Genomic DNA, 16,715 nt, shown 5'->3' with positions numbered 1-16,715 from the left:
GAGCCGAAAGGTCAAGGATTCTCCTACTTCTGGCAAGCAGGACAGAACCAGGTGCTTCGACCGCCTTGTGTTATGCGCCTGATATGGGCCTCGCCGCAGGAAAGGCAAGGCTCGCTCTCGCGCCCGTAAACGAGGAAGCGCGTGGCGAAGTAACCGAGTTCGCCCGATGGCGCAGCGTAATCTCGCAGGGTCGAGCCGCCGTCGCGAATCGATTGTGCCAGCACCTGCTTGATCGCGGGCACCAGTTTTTCGAGCGCGGGGCGATAGACGCGGCCGCCTGCCTTGCGCGGATGAATGCCTGCGCGGTGCAACGCCTCGCATACGTATATGTTGCCAAGGCCCGCCACCACGTGCTGATCGAGCAGCAGCAGCTTGATCGCCTGCTTGCGCCCCCTGATAGCGGCGCGCAGGTGATCGACCGTCAGATCGTCGCCCAGTGGCTCCGGGCCCATCGCGGCGAATGCGGGCCAGCGATCCAGCGCCGCCGTCTCCACCAGGTCGACATAGCCGAAGCGGCGCGGGTCGTTGAGCGCGAAACGGTGGTCGGCAGTCTCCAGCACGAGGTGATCGTGCCGGTCCGGCTCCTCGGGATCAATTCGCCAGCGGCCGCTCATGCCCAGATGGAAGATCATCGTCTGTTCGCGGTCGGTATCTATTAGGCCGTATTTGGCCCGCCTGCCGAGCGAGAGGACACGCGCACCCGTCAGCGATTGGCCGAGCCCGGCGGGGAAGGGGAAGCGCATGTCTGGCCGCCCCAGCGTCACGCGCTCTATCCGCGCGCCATCGAGAAAGCGCGCCAGGCCGCGTACGGTTGTCTCTACCTCGGGAAGTTCCGGCATGGCCCAGCCCTTTAACACCCTTTGCGCCGCGGGCAATTGCCCCTAAGTGCACCGGCATGAGCGAGCCAAAACCCGACACCGTCTCCTTCGGTTACGAAGATGTCGCCCCGGAAGAGAAGACCCAGCGCGTGGGCGCGGTCTTCTCAAATGTCGCGCGCAAGTACGACATCATGAACGATGCCATGTCGGGCGGGATGCACCGGCTGTGGAAGGACCAGTTCGTGCGCCGCGTGAAGCCGCAGCCGGGCGAGGCGATCCTCGACATGGCAGGCGGCACGGGCGACATCGCCTTCCGCATGGCGAACAGGGGCGCCGAAGTGGTGGTGGCCGACATTAACCAGGACATGTTGGACGTCGGCATAGAGCGCGCGATGGAGCGCGGCATCGATGGCCTCTCGTGGTCGTGCCAGAACGCCGAGACACTCACCTACCCGGACAAGCAGTTCGATGCCTACACCATCGTCTTCGGCATCCGGAACGTGACCCACATCGACAAGGCGCTGGCAGAGGCGCACCGCGTGCTGAAATACGGCGGGCGGTTCTACTGCATGGAATTCAGCACCACCGAATGGCCGGGCTTCAAGGAAGTCTACGATCTATATTCACACAAGCTGATGCCCAAGATCGGCAAGGCCATCGCCAACGACGAAGAGAGTTATCGCTACCTTGCCGAATCCATCCGCCGCTTTCCGAAGCCGCCCGAGTTCGAGGCGATGATCCGCAAGGCAGGCTTCGTGCGCACGCGGGTAGAGAAGATTCTCGGTGGCGCGGTGAACATCCATTCGGGCTGGAAAGCCTGACGAAGTGACGCGCCCCTCGACGCATATCTGGCGGCTCCTCAAATGGGGCCGCATCCTTGCACGGCACGGCGCGCTGCGCGGTATCGAGCGCGATCCCAACACGCCTGCGCCCGTCGTGCGGCTGTGCCGGATTGCCCGGTTCGGGACGATCCAGCCCGCCGAACCCGACTATGCCGGCGCCTTTCGCGAGATCGGCCCTGCGGCGATCAAGCTGGGTCAGACGCTGGCCACCCGGCCCGACCTTGTGGGCGACGAGGCGGCGAAGAACCTCCTCAGCCTGCAGGACAGCCTGCCGCCCGTGCCCTTCGCCGCGATCCGCAAGCAGATCGAGGACAGTTTCGAGCGGCCGCTTGAAGACATCTTTGTCGAAGTCGATCCGGAGCCCGTAGGCGCTGCCTCCATCGCGCAGGTGCACAAGGGCGTCACCACCGACGGGCGCACCGTCGCCATCAAGGTGCTGCGCCCCGGCATCCGCGAGAAGTTCGAACAGGACATTGCCACCTACGAATGGGCGGCGGCGCACCTTGAGGCCATGGGCGGAGAGGCCAAGCGCCTGCGCCCGCGCCTCACCATCGCCAACTTCAAGCGCTGGAGCAATTCGGAGCTGGATTTCCGGCGCGAGGCCGCCTCCGCCTCCGAACTCGCCGACGAAATGCGCGGCGTGCACGGCTACGAAATCCCCGCCATCGACTGGGATCGCACCAATGGCCGGGTGCTGACGATCGAATGGGTCGACGGCGTCAAGATCAGCAACATGGCCGCACTGGCCGAAGCCGGGCATGACCTGCCCGACCTCGCCCGGCGGCTGGTGCTCGCGTTCCTGACGCAGGCGATCAGCGGCGGGTTCTTCCACGCCGACATGCACCAGGGCAACCTGTTCGTGAAAGCCGACGGCACCATCGTCGCCATCGATTTCGGCATCATGGGCCGTATCGACCGGCGCGCCCGGCAGTGGCTGGCGGAAATCCTCTACGGCCTCATCACCGGCAACTACAAGCGTGTGGCCGAGATACATTTCGAGGCGCAATATGTGCCCAGCTATCACTCGGTGGACGAATTCGCGACCGCCCTGCGCGCCGTTGGCGAACCCATGCGCGGCAAGCCGGTGAGCGAACTGTCGGTGGGTCAGATGCTCGACGGGCTGTTCGCCATCACCCGCGATTTCGACATGCAGACGCAGCCGCACCTGCTGCTGCTGCAAAAGACCATGGTGATGGTGGAAGGCATTGCCACCCAGCTTCACCCGCAGATCAACATGTGGGACGTTTCCGCCCCCTATGTGCGCAGCTGGATACGCGACGAGCTTGGCCCCGAAGCCGCCATCGCCGATCGTATTCGTAACGATTTCGAGACGCTGCTGCGCCTGCCCGATCTCGTGCGCCGGATAGAGGATCGCTACCCGGCCAAGGGCGGCGCGCCCGAACCGCCGCCGCTGCCCGAGGTCGAACTGTTGTGGGAACGCCGCCGCCGCCGGGCCGAGGCCGGGCAGCGCGGCTGGCTGGGCTATCTCGCGGCTGCCGCTATCGGCGGCGCGGCGACCTGGGGCATGATCGCGGCGGGCCTGATCGGCTAAGCCTTGGGGAAATCCCGGCGGTGCAGTTGAGCGCCGGCGATTCCCGGTCCAGACACTTGGCATGACCAATCCGCTCACTTGGTGGGGAAGCCTCGGCCGCCCGCTGGCGCGCCTGCCGCGCTGGGGTGCGATCGCCCTGCTCTCCCTACTGACCGCGCTGATGGCGTGGAGCGCGATAGCGGTAGCGCCGGTGGACGAGGTCGAGAGCGCGAGAGTCGAGGCAAGCGTCAGCGAGGAGACTGACCCCTCTAAGGGCGACCTCGCACTTTACGCCCGCATTTCGCAGCGCGTGACGGCGGGCGAACCCTATTATGCCGTCGCGATGGAAGAACAGCGGGCCGGAAACTATCCCACGCGCCCCTTCGTCACCGTGCGCCTGCCGACGCTGGCGTGGCTGCACCGCTCCATCGGCGTGGACGGCGTAAGGATGCTGGGCGCGGTGCTGCTGCTCGGCTCCGTGCTGATGCTGCACCAGAAGCTGCCGGGCACCATGCCGATGGCGGAGCGCATCGGCGCGCTGGTGCTGCTCGCCGTCGGCGGCGCGGCGCTGGCCGTGCCGCAGGCGGGGCTGATCCACGAATTGCTGGCAGGGCTGCTGCTGACGCTGGCTTTCGCCATGTATTCGCCGCAGCGGTGGTGGCCCAGTCTGCTGGCAGCGGCCCTGGCCGTTGCCGTGCGCGAGCTGGCGGTGGCCTTCGTGCTGCTGTGGCTGGCCTTTGCCGTGTTCGAGCGGCGCTGGCGCGAAGTGGCCGCGCTGGTCGGCCTGCTGCTGCTGTTCGCCGTCATGATGGGCCTGCACTATCACTACGTCGAAATGCGCCGCGCTTTGGGCGATCCGGCATCGCAGGGGTGGGACGTGATGGCGGGGCTGGCCCTGCCGCTGATGGCGCTCTCCCGCCTCACGCCGCTGCTGGTGCTGCCCACCGCGCTGGCCGCGCCGCTCGCAATCCTGCCATTTGTCGGCTGGCTTGGACTGGGCGGGCGCATGGGCCTCTTCGCCGTGCTGTGGTTTGCCGGTTTCTTCGGCGCGATGGCGCTGTTCGCGCGCCCGGAGAATTTTTACTGGGTGCAACTCACCCTGCCCGCCTATGTCGCGGGCCTCGCCTTCGCGCCGCGCGCGCTTGGCGAACTTTTGGGAAAAGCTTGTCGCGCAAAGGAAAGGCAACCTTAACCAAGATTTGCGAAAGGGCGTGCTTGGACTATTAGCGGGCCTTGAGAACCGATGCTTGAGCAGCGGATTGATGTTTTGGAACAGGAGGGACAGTCGACCAGTCCTAGAATCCTGCTTGTGGTGGGCGGCGGTATCGCTGCCTACAAGTCGTGCGAACTCGTCCGCCTGATTGCGAAGGGCGGGGGCGAGACGAACTGCGTCCTGACGAACGGGGGGGCGCAATTCGTCACGCCCATGGCGCTGGCCGCGCTGTCGGGCAACCAGGTCCACACCTCCTTGTGGGATCTGAAGAACGAGGCCGAGATCGGCCACATCCAGCTTTCGCGCGAGGCGGACCTCGTGGTGGTCTGCCCCGCCACGGCGGACCTGATGGCCAAGATGAACGCCGGTATCGCCGACGATCTGGCGACCACGCTGATCCTCGCCACCGACAAGCCGGTGCTCACCGTGCCCGCGATGAACGTGAAGATGTGGGAGCATCCCGCCACCCAGCGCAACATCGAGATGCTGCGGCAGAGCGGTGTCCAAGTGATGACGCCGGACGAGGGCGCGATGGCCTGCGGGGAATTCGGCCCCGGCCGACTGCCCGAGCCGGAAATGGTCTGGCTGGAAATCGCCGACATGCTGGGCCTCGATCCCGGTATCGTAGGGCAGGATATCGAGGATTACCTGCGCGCCGTGGAAGCGGGTGCGGAAGAGGAAGACTACGAGGACGACAGCGACTTCGGCAGCGACAAGCCCGGCGGCCTTGCCGGAATGCTCGCCAGCATCATCCCGCGCTCCACCCCGCGCCGGATCGAGGACGACGAAGTCACCTACGATGGCGAGGAAGAGGGTTACGAGGAACTGGAAGGCGAAGTCGCCTGGGCAGGATCCGACTTGCCGGACGAGCCCGACTATACCGGCGTCGAACACCTGATGGCGACCAAGGGCAAGGCCAAGGCCGCTCCGCCGACCGACCGCGAGGCGATCAACCACGAGGTGAACGCGCGGCAGGAAGCGCCGCAGCCGTTCGAGGGCGAGGAAGCCGCAGCGCCGGTCAATCCGCTGGAGCCGGGGCACGTGCAGTCGCCCGAACTCGACCCCATCGACACTTTCGATCCGCTGGCAGGACAGCCGGGGTTCGAGGAAGATATCGAGCACCGCCCGCTCTACGGCAAGCACGTGCTCGTCACCGCCGGGCCGACGCACGAGCCAATCGACCCGGTGCGCTATCTCGCCAACCGTTCCAGCGGCAAGCAGGGCTTTGCCATTGCCGCTGCGGCGGCTGCTGCCGGTGCGCGGGTGACGCTGGTGACAGGCCCCGTCCACCTGCGCACGCCGCTGGGCGTGGAGCGGATCGATGTGGAAAGCGCCGAGGAAATGGCGCGCGCCGTGCGCGAGGCGTTGCCGGTGGATGCCGCCATCATGGCCGCTGCCGTCGCCGACTGGCGCACGAAGGAATACAACGACATCAAGATCAAGAAGCGCGGCGCCGCGCCGCCCGCGCTGGTGCTGGCCGAGAATCCCGATATCCTCGCTAGCGTTGCCGCCAATCCCAAGCGGCCCGAGCTGCTGATCGGCTTCGCGGCGGAAACCAACGACGTGGTCGACAACGCCCGCAAGAAGCGCAAGAGCAAGGGTGTCGACTGGATCGTGGCGAACGACGTTTCCGGCGATGTCATGGGTGGGGACAACAACACCGTGCATCTCGTCAAGGAAGGCAAGGTCGAGCATTGGGACCCGATGACCAAGCAGGATGTGGCAACGAGGCTCATCCAGGAAGTGGCCGAGAAACTGAACGTCGATGCCTGAGCACATCCCTGTGAAACTGAAGCGCCTGCCTCACGGGCAGGGGCTGGACCTGCCTGCATATGCCACCGCCGGTGCCGCGGGCATGGACGTGGTTTCGGCAGAGGACGTGGTCCTGCGCCCCGGTGCGCGGCAGGCCGTGGCGACTGGCTTTTCGGTCGCCATTCCCGAAGGCTACGAAATCCAAGTTCGGCCCCGCTCCGGCCTTGCACTGAAGCACGGCATCACCGTGCCCAATTCGCCCGGCACCATAGACAGCGACTATCGCGGCGAGCTGAAGATCATCCTCGCCAATCTGTCAGGCGACAATTTTTCTATCCGTCGCGGCGACCGGATCGCGCAGCTGGTGCTGGCCCCGGTCACGCTGGCGGCATGGGAAGAGGTGGATGACCTCGATGCCACCGCGCGCGGCGAAGGCGGCTTCGGCTCCACGGGCGGACACGGCGCGCTCTAGGCGCGGGTCAGTCGTAAATGATCATCATGTAGGACACGCGCAGCAGGCTGGGCACGGCCTCGCCCGTGCGGCCGCGCGCGGGCGTGAATTCGCCCTCCCGGGCAAGGGTACGGCACATGTCCTCGGCAACGTCTTCGCCGAAATTCGGAGCTTGCAGCGCGCAATCCGTCAGCTCTCCATCATCGTCGATAACGAGGCGCAAATTGATAATCTGGCTGCGGCGATTGATGACGATTGAGGGCGGCAGGCGAAGCTGGCGAATGAGGGGCAGCGGATTGGTTACGGAAGCGGGCGTCGCAACTTCAGCCTCATCGACAATGTCGAGGCCCCAGCCATCGAGCAACTGGCTCTCGCATGTCGCCAGATCGGCGAGGGCCGATTGCATCGGACCTATTTCCAGAGTGAGCGGCTCCATCCGGGGAACCGCGATCGTGAAGCTTGTGGCGAGCGGATCGAGCGGGATGGTAACTTCCGTTTCACGGTCGGAGGCGGACCATGTGAGGGCTAGGCTCAGCCCGCTGCGCCTGTTCGCCTGCAGTGCAATCTCGCCATCGTCGCCCCGTTTGCCGACAATGACGTGCAGGTCCTCTAGGTCCCCGGCATTGCCGAAGACAGCGCGGCCCTGCTGCACGGCATCGTTGTTGCGCGGTAGACCGGCACCGCTCAGCACGATCCGGTAATTGCCCTGCGGCCCGTAGGAATAGATCACCATCCGCACCGCGCTTCCGGCGTCGCCAAAGTTGCGCACTAGGCCGCAATACTCGCCAGTCTTGCCCCAGTTCCAGTCGTCGATCGGTGCGAGAACGCGCGATTGCGCTTGTGCGGGAGGTGAGATGGTGGCCAGCGCAGCGCAGACCCCGGCAAGAATCCAGAACTTCCCCATCCCGACCCCCATAATTTGCCCGGTGATGTTACGCACGCAAGGTGCGGAAAGAAAGCGGGAAATTCACAAGGAACGCTGGCGCGAGCCGTGGCGCAAAGCCAGCGAGACGCCGAGCCACAACAGGGCGAGCAAAACCAGCACGCCCCATTCGACGGCGTGACCCGGCATGGCCTGCGTGGCGGCGAGTCCGAGCCCCAACTGGCTTACGGCCATGACACCGGCAATGGCGGACATGGCGCCCCGCCGGAAACCGAATGCGGCGGCGGCCACCAGACCGCACGCCAGCACGGCTAAGAAGCCGAGATTGATCGGCTCGTGCTCGGCGCCGATGATGCCGACGGCGAGGTTGCTCCACACCGTGAGGAACGCGGTCGCAATCGCCAGGCCGAGGCCGATCAGGTCCAGCCAGCTGCGCGCCATTCTCAGCGCGAACTCCGCCGCAAGCCCGGCGGCGAGCAGCAGCAGGCCCGCGAAGACGAAGTCACCGGCGGTCCAGTCCACTTCATCGGTGAACTGCATGGCAATGGCGGGCAGCGCCAGCAGCGCGGCGGCGGCGCTCCACCCGGCGATGCGCCACCCGGCAAGGCGGCGGTGAAAGGCGATGGTATCGGTCATGCTCGATTCTCCTGCGTTTGAATGAGCCACAACCATGCGTCTTCCCCAGGGTGAGCGGCATGAGCAATTCGTGAGCAATGGCTGAAAAGCTTCCGCTGGCACGGCCACTGGCTTAGGAATGCGGCCACGATGCCGAGCGATCCCGCTATCCTGCACTTCGACCGCTTCGCGCTCGACCGTACGAATCGCCGCCTGTTGCGCGGCGAGCAAGAGGTGGAGATCGGCAGCCGCTATTTCGACGCGCTGGCCATGCTGGTGGAAGCGCGTGGTGACCTGGTGACGAAGCAGCGCTTCATGGACGAGGTCTGGCGCGGCATTCCGGTGACGGACGAGGCGCTGACCCAGTGCATCCGCACCCTGCGCCGCGCACTGGACGACGATGCCGCCTCGCCGCGCTACATCGCCACCGTCCCAAAGCACGGCTACCGCTTCGTGGGGACATTGGGCGACCAATCGGAAAAGGCGCCTGCCGGTGTCGTTAGTCTCGGACACGGCGGGCGGATTGCCGCTGCTGCCACCATCGGCGGCGCGCTGGCCGGGCTGGGCGGCGGGCTGCTCTATGCCATGCTGCTATCTGCCGGATCGACCGACGCAAGCGGTTTGGTGCTGACCGTGCTGGCGCTGTGCGTCGCCGTGGGCGTGCTGGGCGGAGCAGGCGTGGGCATCGGGATGGGCCTCGCCACGGCGCTGGGCGGGATGCGGCCTGTGATGCTGGTAGCGGGCGGCGCATTCGGCGGGCTGGTGATCGGCGCGGTCGGGCGGTTGGTGGGGCTGGACCTGTTCAACGTGCTCGCGGGCGTGGGGATCGGCCCCGTTACGGGACTTCTGGAAGGCGCGGCAGTCGGAGCATTGGCTGGTGGTGGCTGCGCTGTCGCTGTCCGTCTGCGGGGCTGGTGCGGAAGCGCGCTCGCGGCGATGCTCGGCGCTGGCGGAGGCGCGTTTGTCGCGCTTGCCGGGGGACGCCTGATGGCAGGCAGCCTCGCCTTGCTTGATGCGACGGTGGCCGACAGCCGCTTGCAGGTGGGTACGATGGGGCGCTGGCTGGGAGAGGACCGCTTCGGTCCCGCGACCCTGCTCGCCAGTTCGGCGCTGGAAGCGGCGATTTTCGTTGCTCTCGTCGCGCTGGCGGTTCGGCGGGCCTAGCAACCGGCAAAGAAAAAGGCGGGAACCTTGCGGCCCCGCCTTCCCCCGTTTGATGCTGTCGCTGCGCTTAGCGTTCGGCGCGCACCGGCTGGTCTTCCGGAGCGATGGAGATGCGCACGGTTTCGCCCGAGTTGCCGGGGAAGTCCGTGAACATCGCCTCGATCAGGTTCGGCACCAGATACTGCAGCCGGTCGGAGCGCGAGGCTGCTTCGGCCTTGCCTTCGAACAGGCGCTCGCCTGTCGAAGCGTCGTCGATCTTCAGGTCGATGCCGCTGGTATAAACGGTGTAGCTGTCGATATCCGGCCCGCCAAAGAACGGATCGTGCCAGCCGAAGCCCCATGCGCGGTCACGCACGTAGGCGACACGGACATTGCCGTCGCGGTCGCGGAACGCCACGGGGCGGACATAGCTGCGCCACGGGCTGTAGAACGGATCGCGGTAGCCGTAGCCGAAGCCGCTGGAACGAATGCGCTCGCGACCCTGGTCGACACCGTAATCGAAGCGCACCAGCAAGGTGGCCTCTTCGGGCGATGCGGCCTGGACGTAGCCAAGCTCTGCCATCTCGGCTTCGACGTGATCGGCGTAGAGCGCGAATTCGAGGCCGCCTGCCAGGGCAGGATCGTCGGCCAGCACGTAGAAGCTCTGGCCCTGCGGCGCAGGCAACTGGCTTTCGAAGCGCGACACGTCGGCGCGGAACGGCGTGGCGCAGGCGGCGAGGCCCAGCGCGAGGGCGGGCACTGCCGCCCACCTGGCCGTCTTTCGGGCGCCTTTGAGGTTGAACAGGGATTTCATCATGGCGACTCTCTCAATCATCTTGGCTGCGCGCGAGGCTCCTCAGCTCCAGCGGGCAGGAATTTCTGCGATGATTGGTGCAATAGCAAGGACAGAGTGAACCGCGGTTTAACCGCCGTCAGCGGAAAACCCTGCAAATTCAGTGAGATTGCCCAAAAATGGCGGGTTTTAGCCGCGCACCAGCCCCAGTGCCTCGTAGGCTGCATCCAGGGTCGGCGCGCTGAATTCGCGGGCCTTGGCTGCACCGCGGGCAAGGATGGCATCCAGTTCCTCACGGTCTTCCTTCAGCTCCACGAAGCGATCGCGAATCGGGCCGAGGACCTCGACCATCTTTTCCGCCAGCGCGGGCTTGAACTGGCCGAAGCCCTGTCCGCCGTGATCGGCCAGAACGGCTTCCGGCGTGGTTTCCGCCAGCGCCGCGTAGATGGTGACGAGGTTCAGCGCTTCGGGCCGCTCGGCCAGTCCCTCGATCTCGCTCGGCAGCGGTTCGGGATCGGTCTTCGCCTTCTTTACCTTCTGCGCCATGGTGTCGGCATCGTCCGCCAGCTCGATCCGGCTCATTTCCGAAACGTCCGACTTGGACATCTTCTTGGAGCCATCGCGCAGGCTCATGATGCGCGCGGCCTTTGGCGGAATGAACGGCTCGGGCAGAGTGAAGACCGGGTTCTCTTCAGAAGCGAAATCGTTGTTGAACTTCTGCGCGATGTCGCGGGCCAGTTCGAGGTGCTGCTTCTGGTCCTCGCCCACGGGCACGTGAGTGGCCTGATACAGCAGAACGTCGGCAGCTTGCAGGACGGGGTAGCCGAACAGCGCGACGGACTGGCCCTCGCGGTTCTTGCCGGCCTTGTCCTTCCACTGCGTCATCCGGTTCAGCCAGCCCATGCGGGCCGTGCCCATCAGCAGCCATTGCAGCTCGGCATGGGCGGGCACCTGGGCCTGGTTGAACAGCACGCTGCGCGCCGGATCGATCCCGCAGGCCACCAGCGCCGCGGCCATTTCCAGCGTGTTCGATTTCAGCTCCGCCGGGTCGTGCGGCATGCTGATCGCGTGCAGATCAGCGAGGAAGAACATGCACCTTGAGTCGCCGTCCATCTCGTCCTGCATCTTCACCCAGTTGCGGATTGCGCCGAGGTAGTTGCCAAGGTGCAGGTTCCCGGTGGGCTGGATTCCCGAAACGACGATCATGATACTCAGGGCTCTCTTTTCTTCGTAAGTGCAGCGATACGCTGGCGATCGATGGCGCCGACCGCGAAGGCGACGCCGAAATAGACGATGGCCGAGCACAGCACGAGCGCAAGCAGTGCGCCCAGTCGTGCCAGCAGGCCGGCGTCAAACCAGCCGGTTAGCAGGTCACGGGCGAACCACAAGGCAGCGCCCATGGCGGCGGCGGCGACAAGCTGGCGCGCGATGCGGCCCACCAGCGCCAGCGGAATGACGTAATAGTCGCGCTTCACAAGTACCGCGTAGAGGAAGCCGACGTTGATCCACGCGCCGATCACGCTGGCAAAGGCCACGCCGACGACGCCGTATTCGGTCAGGAAGGCAACGTTGAGCGCCACGAACACGAACAGCGAGATGAATGCGGCGTAGACCGGCGTTCGCGTGTCAGAGCGGGCGTAGAAATTGGGCACCAGCACTTTCACCAGCACATAGGCGGGCAGGCCCAGCACCAGCGCGGCGAGCACGTTGCCGGTCATGGCAGCGTCGGCTGCGTCGAAGCGTCCGCCCTGGAAGATCATGGTCACGAACGGCACGGCGCAGATCGCCAGCGCCACGGCGGCGGGGATCGTCAGCAGCATGGCGAGTTCGATCGCGTCGGACTGGATGCGGTCCGTTCCCTCACGGTTCTTCGCGCCGACGAACTTGGAGAGCGTCGGCAGAATGGCGGTGGACAGGGCAATGCCGATGATGCCCAGCGGCAGCTGGTTCAGCCTGTCGGCATAGTTCATGTAGCTGACCGAGCCGCTTTCCAGCTGGTTCAGGAAGTAAAGCTGCACCAGCGTGTTGATCTGGTAGGCCCCGCCGCCGATCGCTGCGGGCAGGGCGATGATGGACAGGCGCTTCACCTCCGGCGTGATGCGCGGCCACAGCAGCTTCGGTCGAAAGCCCTCGACGCGGGTCCAGTAGAACAGCCAGGCGAGCTGGATCACGCCGCCCGCCGTTACGGCCCAGGCCTGCGCATAGGCGACCTCCACCAGCGTCGCGCCCATCGTGTTCATCGCGTATTCGCCGCCCAGCAGGCTGGCGATCAGGACGAGGTTGAGGATGATCGGGAAGCTGGCGCCCGGCGCGAAGCGGCTTACCGAATTGAGCATGCCGGTGAACAGCGTCACCAGGCTGACCAGCACGATGTAGGGGAACATGATCCGCCCGAAGTCGACTTCCATCGCGAAAGTCGCCGCGTCGCTTTCCCCGCCGCCCAGCACCCTGATGACCAGTGGCATTGCCAGCATCATCACCGCGCACAGGCCGATCAGCACCGGCAGGAACACGCTGAGCACGTCGTTCGAGAAGCTGCGCGCCTCGTCGATGCCGCCCTCGCCGTGCAGGCGCTTTGAGAACATCGGCACGAAAGCGGCCGAGAACGCGCCTTCCGCGAACAGGCGGCGGAAGACGTTGGGGATGATGAACGCCTGGAACCAGGCGTCGGTCACGCCATTCGCACCGAGCACGCGCGAGAAGATCATCTCGCGCGCCATGCCCGCCACCCGGCTCACCATGGTGAGCGAGCCGATCGTCCCTACGTTCTTGAGCAGGCTCATGTTCTAACCGCCCGCCTTCTGAAAGTGGCTCAGCCTTCGCCGCCCGCAGGGGCGCTCGCTGCCGGAGCCGCGCCGCCCTGACCTTCCTCGGCGCGCTTCTGCTGCATGCGCTGGATGTAGAGGCCGTTGAAGTCGATGGGATCGAGCATCAGCGGGGCAAAGCCTGCATCGCGGATGGCATCCGACACCACGCGGCGGGCGAAGGGGAACAGGATGCGCGGGGCTTCTGCATAGATGAAGGCGTGGCTCTGCGCCTCGTTCATGTTGCGCAGGCCCACGAGGCCGCAATAGGCGAGGTCCACGATGTAGGCGGTGCCTGCCTCCGCCTTGGCGGTGACGGTGATCTTCAGTTCCACCTCAGTCACGTCCTCGCTCGCGGCCTGGGCACCGATGTTGAACTGCACGTCCATCTTCGGCGCATCCTGCCAGCGATAGGCGGCGGGCGCGTTGGGGTTCTCGACCGAGAGATCCTTCACGTACTGCGAGATGATGCCGGCCACGGGTGCATTGTCGTCACCGTTCGGGGCAGCTGCGGGATCGAGGTTCTTGAGGACGTCGCCTTCGTCGGCCATGATCTTTCGTCTTTCACTGATAGTGCGCGCAGTGGAATCCGCGCGGGGAGAAAACTGCGCGCGCGCCTATCACCCCTTGCCGCCGCCCGCAATGGGATGGACGAGGTGTGCCGTGCCCTCGTCAGGGTACCTTAAGGCGCGGTTGTTCATTTGATATTGGTGCCTATCTCGGCCACAATGCGTTATACAGCTTGCGATGCTTGCAGACTCCGCAGGCAGAATGGGAAAATTGCGTGATTGTAGAAATCGTCATCCTCGCCATGATTGCCGCCTTTCTCGGCATGCGCCTCTATTCGGTGCTTGGCCGGCGGGCAGAGCATGAAGAAGAGATTATCCCCACCAACCGGTTTGACCGGGGGGACGAACAGTCGCAGCCGCGGCCCGTGGCCCAGCAGGGCAATGTAGAGAACCCGCAGACGGAGCGCGCCCTGGCCGGTTTCCCGCCCGCGATCGAACGCGGCCTGCGCGAGATCTCCACTGCAGACCGCAGCTTCGCGCTGCTCAGCTTCCTCGAAGGCGCCCGCTCGGCGTATGAAATCGTGCTGGAGGCCTTCTGGCGCGGCGACAAGGAAGAGCTGCGTGAACTGTGCGACGACGATGTGTACGAAAGCTTCGCCGCGGTGATCGACGAGCGTGACGAGGCCGGGATCAAGATGGACAACCGCCTGATCCGGGTGGAAGACGTGACCGTCTATTCCGCCCAGCTGGACGGCAAGATCGCCCGCATCGCCGTGCGCTTCGTGTCCGACATTGCCAGCGTCAGCTACGACAAGGACGGCAACCTGGTGGCCGGATCGCTGGACGATGCCGTTGAAAGCCGCGACATCTGGACCTTCAGCCGCGACATTCGCAGCGACGATCCGCAGTGGCTCCTCGACGAGACCGACCAGGGCTGATAGCGGCCCGGCGCGTGAAACAGGCGCGCCTTCTTTCCTGCATCGCGGTGCTTGCCCTGCTGGCAGGTTGTTCGCGCATCATTCCCGAAGACGCGGGGGAGCAGCCGGTGCCGGTGGCCCCCAACGCGGCGATCCTCGGCGTGTCTGCCGGGCCATCGCTGGCCAGCCTGCCCATTCGCGACGTCGATGCCAGCCACGCGCTCGATGCCTTCGTCGCCAGTTGCCACGTGCCGCAGCAGCGCGAGGACCTCTCCGGCCTGACGCAGGTGCAGGACTGGTCCGCCCCGTGCGACGCCGCCGCGACATGGCCCCGCAACGATGCGCGCCGTTTCTTTGTCGAGAACTTCACCCCCGTCGTCGTCGGTAACGGGCGGGGCTTCGCCACCGGCTATTTCGAACCGCAGATTGCGGGCGTTCGCACGCGCCGCGCGGGTTTCGACGTGCCGGTCTATGGCGTGCCAGACGACCTGGAGCGGTGCTGGCGCGAGGATATGCCCGAAAGCGAACGCGAGGGGCGCGCGCCGCTCTCCCGCCGCCTGCCGGACGGACGCTGCGTGGAATATTACACCCGCGCAGAGATAGAGGACGGCGCGCTTGCGGGGCGCGGGCTCGAAATCGGCTGGGCGGCGGATCCGGTGGAATTCTTCTTCCTCCAAATTCAGGGCAGCGGCCAGCTTATCAGCCCCGAGGGCGACGTGCTGCGTATCGGCTATGCCGGGCAGAACGGGCAGGCGTACACAGGCATCGGGGGCCTGATGCGCGAGCGCGGCCTGCTGGGTGACGGGCCGGGGCAATACGCAGGCTCCATGCAGGGCATCATGCAATATATCCGCGAGAACCCGGAGGCGGGCGCGGCGCTGATGCACGAGAACGAGAGCTGGGTTTTCTTCCGCGTGCTGGACGGTGCCGGGCCATTGGGCTCCATCGGCGTGCCGGTGACGGCGGAGAATTCCGTGGCGGTGGACCCGAACTTCGTGCCCTACGGCGCGCCCGTGTTCCTCGATTTCGACCGTAACGAAGCCGACGGCCTGTGGGTGGCACAGGATACCGGCGGCGCGATCAAGGGGGCCAATCGCTTCGACACCTTCTGGGGCGCGGGTGAACGTGCCCGCGAGGTGGCAGGCGGCATGAGCGGGCGCGGGCAGGCCGTTGTGCTGCTGCCCACGGCTTCTGCGCGCAGGCTGGGCCTATGAGCAGGGCGCCGCGCGGCCTGTCGCCGGAAGAATCCGAGTTGTGGAACAAGGTGGCGGCAACGGTGAAACCGCTGCACCGAAACCTTCCGCGCAAGGAGCCTGCCAGCGCCCAGCCCGAACCGCCGCCGCCGGTCGCGAAGCCCAAGAAGCTGGTGCAACGAAAGCCTTCCGTGCCGCTCGCGGCGCCGAAACCGACGCCTGCGCCTATCTCCTCACCCGGTTTGGATTCGCACTGGGAGCGCCGCCTCGGCCGCGCGGACATGCATCCCGATTTCACGCTCGACCTGCACGGCCACAATCTCGACCAGGCCTACCATCGCCTCGACAGCGGGCTGACGCAGGCCAAGGCCATGGGCGCGCGGCTGGTGCTGGTGGTGACGGGCAAGCCGCGGCAGGTCGCCGCCGCCGACCGGGGCGAGAAGCGCGGGGCGATCCGCGCGAAGATCCTCGACTGGCTGGCCGCCGGAGCCCACGCCTCGGACATCGCGGCCATAAGGAACGCGCACCGCCGCCACGGGGGCGAGGGTGCGCTCTACCTCGTGCTGCGGCGGCGGCGTTAGGCTCACCCGAACAGCATCGTGTGCATCAGCCGCCCTTCCACCGCGAAGGCCCAGACGGCGGGGATCATCAGCGCGCCCAGGAACAGGCTGACGATTTCGGAGCGGTGGCCCCTGATATCGCCCCGGCGCGCCTTGGCCACGATCAGCCATGCCGCGCGGTAGGTGACGGGCACGAAGATGTGGATCCAGCTGAACGTGCCGAGACCGTGGATGAACAGCGTGCTGGTGGCGGTAATCACCATCAGCGCCACCCATAGCTTGCCCAGCTGCTTGTGCATTGCCGTGCCCTTGGGCGCCAGCAGCAGGTAAAGGCCCAGCGGCACGCAGGGGATGACCGTGGAGACGTGGAATGCAACCGCAAGGTTCTGCAGGTGCGGCAGGTCCGGCGCGAAGCCGAGCACGGCGCGGGCCACGGCCAGCAGGCACAGCGCCGTCATCGCGGTGCCAGCTACCATCACGAGGCCGCGCGTCAGCGGGCCGAGGTCGAGAGCGCCTGCGGGGCGGTGAAACGGGTTGGCAAAGGCAAGTGCGGACATGGGAAAACTCCGATTTCGGGTTCGTGTTGCCTCCTTCCTGCCGCAGGCCCGTTTGCCCGCAATCTCCTGTTCGCCAGCGGCCATACGCGTTCGCGAAACGCGCGCTTTCCCGGCGCTTTGCCACTTTACGAAGC

Annotated in this window: 17 protein-coding genes; 9 read left to right on the top strand and 8 right to left on the bottom strand. The window is 65.9% G+C overall.

Annotation, left to right across the window (positions count from 1 at the left end; genetic code table 11):
• Positions 1-23 precede the first annotated feature (23 nt).
• Positions 24-839, bottom strand: coding sequence for a bifunctional DNA-formamidopyrimidine glycosylase/DNA-(apurinic or apyrimidinic site) lyase (gene mutM / locus D4Q51_RS07775; protein WP_120077184.1), 816 nt, complete (start codon positions 837-839; stop codon positions 24-26).
• 56 nt (positions 840-895) lie between these two features.
• On the opposite strand from mutM, the gene D4Q51_RS07770 reads away from it, so the two are divergent.
• The 5 genes from D4Q51_RS07770 to dut all read left to right on the top strand — a co-directional run bounded on the left by D4Q51_RS07770 (position 896) and on the right by dut (position 6,628).
• A complete protein-coding gene (locus D4Q51_RS07770; protein WP_120077183.1) occupies positions 896-1,639 on the top strand; it encodes a class I SAM-dependent methyltransferase in 744 nt (247 codons plus the stop codon).
• 4 nt (positions 1,640-1,643) lie between these two features.
• Positions 1,644-3,212 carry a 2-polyprenylphenol 6-hydroxylase gene (gene ubiB / locus D4Q51_RS07765; protein WP_120077182.1) on the top strand — a complete coding sequence of 523 codons (1,569 nt, stop codon included), beginning with the start codon at positions 1,644-1,646 and terminating at the stop codon, positions 3,210-3,212.
• 61 nt (positions 3,213-3,273) lie between these two features.
• A complete protein-coding gene (locus D4Q51_RS07760; protein ID WP_120077181.1) occupies positions 3,274-4,383 on the top strand; it encodes a hypothetical protein in 1,110 nt (369 codons plus the stop codon).
• Positions 4,384-4,458: 75 nt separating this feature from the next.
• Positions 4,459-6,177 carry a bifunctional phosphopantothenoylcysteine decarboxylase/phosphopantothenate synthase gene (locus D4Q51_RS07755; protein ID WP_240624621.1) on the top strand — a complete coding sequence of 573 codons (1,719 nt, stop codon included), beginning with the start codon at positions 4,459-4,461 and terminating at the stop codon, positions 6,175-6,177.
• Positions 6,170-6,628: a dUTP diphosphatase gene (gene dut, locus D4Q51_RS07750; RefSeq protein WP_120077179.1), complete on the top strand. Its 459-nt coding sequence runs from the start codon at positions 6,170-6,172 to the stop codon at positions 6,626-6,628. The genes D4Q51_RS07755 and dut overlap by 8 nt, the downstream gene beginning before the upstream one ends.
• 7 nt (positions 6,629-6,635) lie before the next feature.
• On the opposite strand, the gene D4Q51_RS07745 is transcribed toward dut, so the two are convergent.
• On the bottom strand, positions 6,636-7,511 hold the full coding sequence (locus D4Q51_RS07745; RefSeq protein ID WP_120077178.1) for a hypothetical protein: 876 nt from the start codon (positions 7,509-7,511) through the stop codon (positions 6,636-6,638).
• Positions 7,512-7,574: 63 nt separating this feature from the next.
• Positions 7,575-8,126: a hypothetical protein gene (locus D4Q51_RS07740; RefSeq protein WP_120077177.1), complete on the bottom strand. Its 552-nt coding sequence runs from the start codon at positions 8,124-8,126 to the stop codon at positions 7,575-7,577.
• Between the two features lie 129 nt (positions 8,127-8,255).
• Between D4Q51_RS07740 and D4Q51_RS07735 the strand changes: the two genes are divergently transcribed.
• The gene (locus D4Q51_RS07735) at positions 8,256-9,269 is read left to right on the top strand and encodes a winged helix-turn-helix domain-containing protein (protein WP_120077176.1); all 1,014 of its coding nucleotides are present in this window, start codon (positions 8,256-8,258) and stop codon (positions 9,267-9,269) included.
• 67 nt (positions 9,270-9,336) lie between these two features.
• Here D4Q51_RS07735 and D4Q51_RS07730 read toward each other — a convergent pair whose 3' ends face one another.
• The 4 genes from D4Q51_RS07730 to secB form a co-directional block, all read right to left on the bottom strand.
• Positions 9,337-10,062, bottom strand: coding sequence for a DUF4136 domain-containing protein (locus D4Q51_RS07730; protein ID WP_120077470.1), 726 nt, complete (start codon positions 10,060-10,062; stop codon positions 9,337-9,339).
• Positions 10,063-10,230: 168 nt separating this feature from the next.
• On the bottom strand, positions 10,231-11,247 hold the full coding sequence (trpS, locus tag D4Q51_RS07725) for a tryptophan--tRNA ligase (RefSeq protein WP_120077175.1): 1,017 nt from the start codon (positions 11,245-11,247) through the stop codon (positions 10,231-10,233).
• 5 nt (positions 11,248-11,252) lie between these two features.
• Complete coding sequence (murJ, locus tag D4Q51_RS07720; protein WP_120077174.1) at positions 11,253-12,824, bottom strand: murein biosynthesis integral membrane protein MurJ; 1,572 nt, start codon at positions 12,822-12,824, stop codon at positions 11,253-11,255.
• Between the two features lie 29 nt (positions 12,825-12,853).
• Entirely contained in the window at positions 12,854-13,396 is a 543-nt protein-coding gene (gene secB, locus D4Q51_RS07715) for a protein-export chaperone SecB (protein ID WP_120077173.1), read from the bottom strand.
• 233 nt (positions 13,397-13,629) lie between these two features.
• Between secB and D4Q51_RS07710 the strand changes: the two genes are divergently transcribed.
• From D4Q51_RS07710 to D4Q51_RS07700, 3 genes are read left to right on the top strand one after another with little or no spacing between them, the layout of a single operon-like run.
• On the top strand, positions 13,630-14,292 hold the full coding sequence (locus D4Q51_RS07710) for a Tim44/TimA family putative adaptor protein (RefSeq protein WP_120077172.1): 663 nt from the start codon (positions 13,630-13,632) through the stop codon (positions 14,290-14,292).
• A gap of 14 nt (positions 14,293-14,306) precedes the next feature.
• Positions 14,307-15,485, top strand: a complete 1,179-nt coding sequence (gene mltA, locus D4Q51_RS07705; protein WP_120077171.1) for a murein transglycosylase A — start codon at positions 14,307-14,309, stop codon at positions 15,483-15,485.
• On the top strand, positions 15,482-16,045 hold the full coding sequence (locus D4Q51_RS07700) for a Smr/MutS family protein (RefSeq protein WP_120077170.1): 564 nt from the start codon (positions 15,482-15,484) through the stop codon (positions 16,043-16,045). The genes mltA and D4Q51_RS07700 overlap by 4 nt, the downstream gene beginning before the upstream one ends.
• 2 nt (positions 16,046-16,047) lie before the next feature.
• Here the strand turns inward: D4Q51_RS07700 and D4Q51_RS07695 are convergent, their stop codons facing one another.
• On the bottom strand, positions 16,048-16,581 hold the full coding sequence (locus D4Q51_RS07695; RefSeq protein ID WP_120077169.1) for a DUF2306 domain-containing protein: 534 nt from the start codon (positions 16,579-16,581) through the stop codon (positions 16,048-16,050).
• Positions 16,582-16,715 lie beyond the last annotated feature (134 nt).

The organism is Aurantiacibacter odishensis (assembly GCF_003605195.1).
GTDB lineage: Bacteria > Pseudomonadota > Alphaproteobacteria > Sphingomonadales > Sphingomonadaceae > Alteraurantiacibacter > Alteraurantiacibacter odishensis.
This window is presented reverse-complemented; position numbering and strand designations above follow the sequence as displayed.

Excerpts from the sequence above, each read along its gene's own strand:
- mutM (WP_120077184.1), bottom strand. The coding sequence starts at position 839 with ATGCCGGAACTTCCCGAGGTAGAGACAACCGTACGCGGCCTGGCGCGC.
- D4Q51_RS07770 (WP_120077183.1), top strand. The coding sequence starts at position 896 with ATGAGCGAGCCAAAACCCGACACCGTCTCCTTCGGTTACGAAGATGTC.
- D4Q51_RS07760 (WP_120077181.1), top strand. The coding sequence starts at position 3,274 with ATGACCAATCCGCTCACTTGGTGGGGAAGCCTCGGCCGCCCGCTGGCG.
- dut (WP_120077179.1), top strand. The coding sequence starts at position 6,170 with ATGCCTGAGCACATCCCTGTGAAACTGAAGCGCCTGCCTCACGGGCAG.
- D4Q51_RS07745 (WP_120077178.1), bottom strand. The coding sequence starts at position 7,511 with ATGGGGAAGTTCTGGATTCTTGCCGGGGTCTGCGCTGCGCTGGCCACC.
- D4Q51_RS07740 (WP_120077177.1), bottom strand. The coding sequence starts at position 8,126 with ATGACCGATACCATCGCCTTTCACCGCCGCCTTGCCGGGTGGCGCATC.
- D4Q51_RS07735 (WP_120077176.1), top strand. The coding sequence starts at position 8,256 with ATGCCGAGCGATCCCGCTATCCTGCACTTCGACCGCTTCGCGCTCGAC.
- D4Q51_RS07730 (WP_120077470.1), bottom strand. The coding sequence starts at position 10,062 with ATGAAATCCCTGTTCAACCTCAAAGGCGCCCGAAAGACGGCCAGGTGG.
- trpS (WP_120077175.1), bottom strand. The coding sequence starts at position 11,247 with ATGATCGTCGTTTCGGGAATCCAGCCCACCGGGAACCTGCACCTTGGC.
- murJ (WP_120077174.1), bottom strand. The coding sequence starts at position 12,824 with ATGAGCCTGCTCAAGAACGTAGGGACGATCGGCTCGCTCACCATGGTG.
- secB (WP_120077173.1), bottom strand. The coding sequence starts at position 13,396 with ATGGCCGACGAAGGCGACGTCCTCAAGAACCTCGATCCCGCAGCTGCC.
- D4Q51_RS07700 (WP_120077170.1), top strand. The coding sequence starts at position 15,482 with ATGAGCAGGGCGCCGCGCGGCCTGTCGCCGGAAGAATCCGAGTTGTGG.
- D4Q51_RS07695 (WP_120077169.1), bottom strand. The coding sequence starts at position 16,581 with ATGTCCGCACTTGCCTTTGCCAACCCGTTTCACCGCCCCGCAGGCGCT.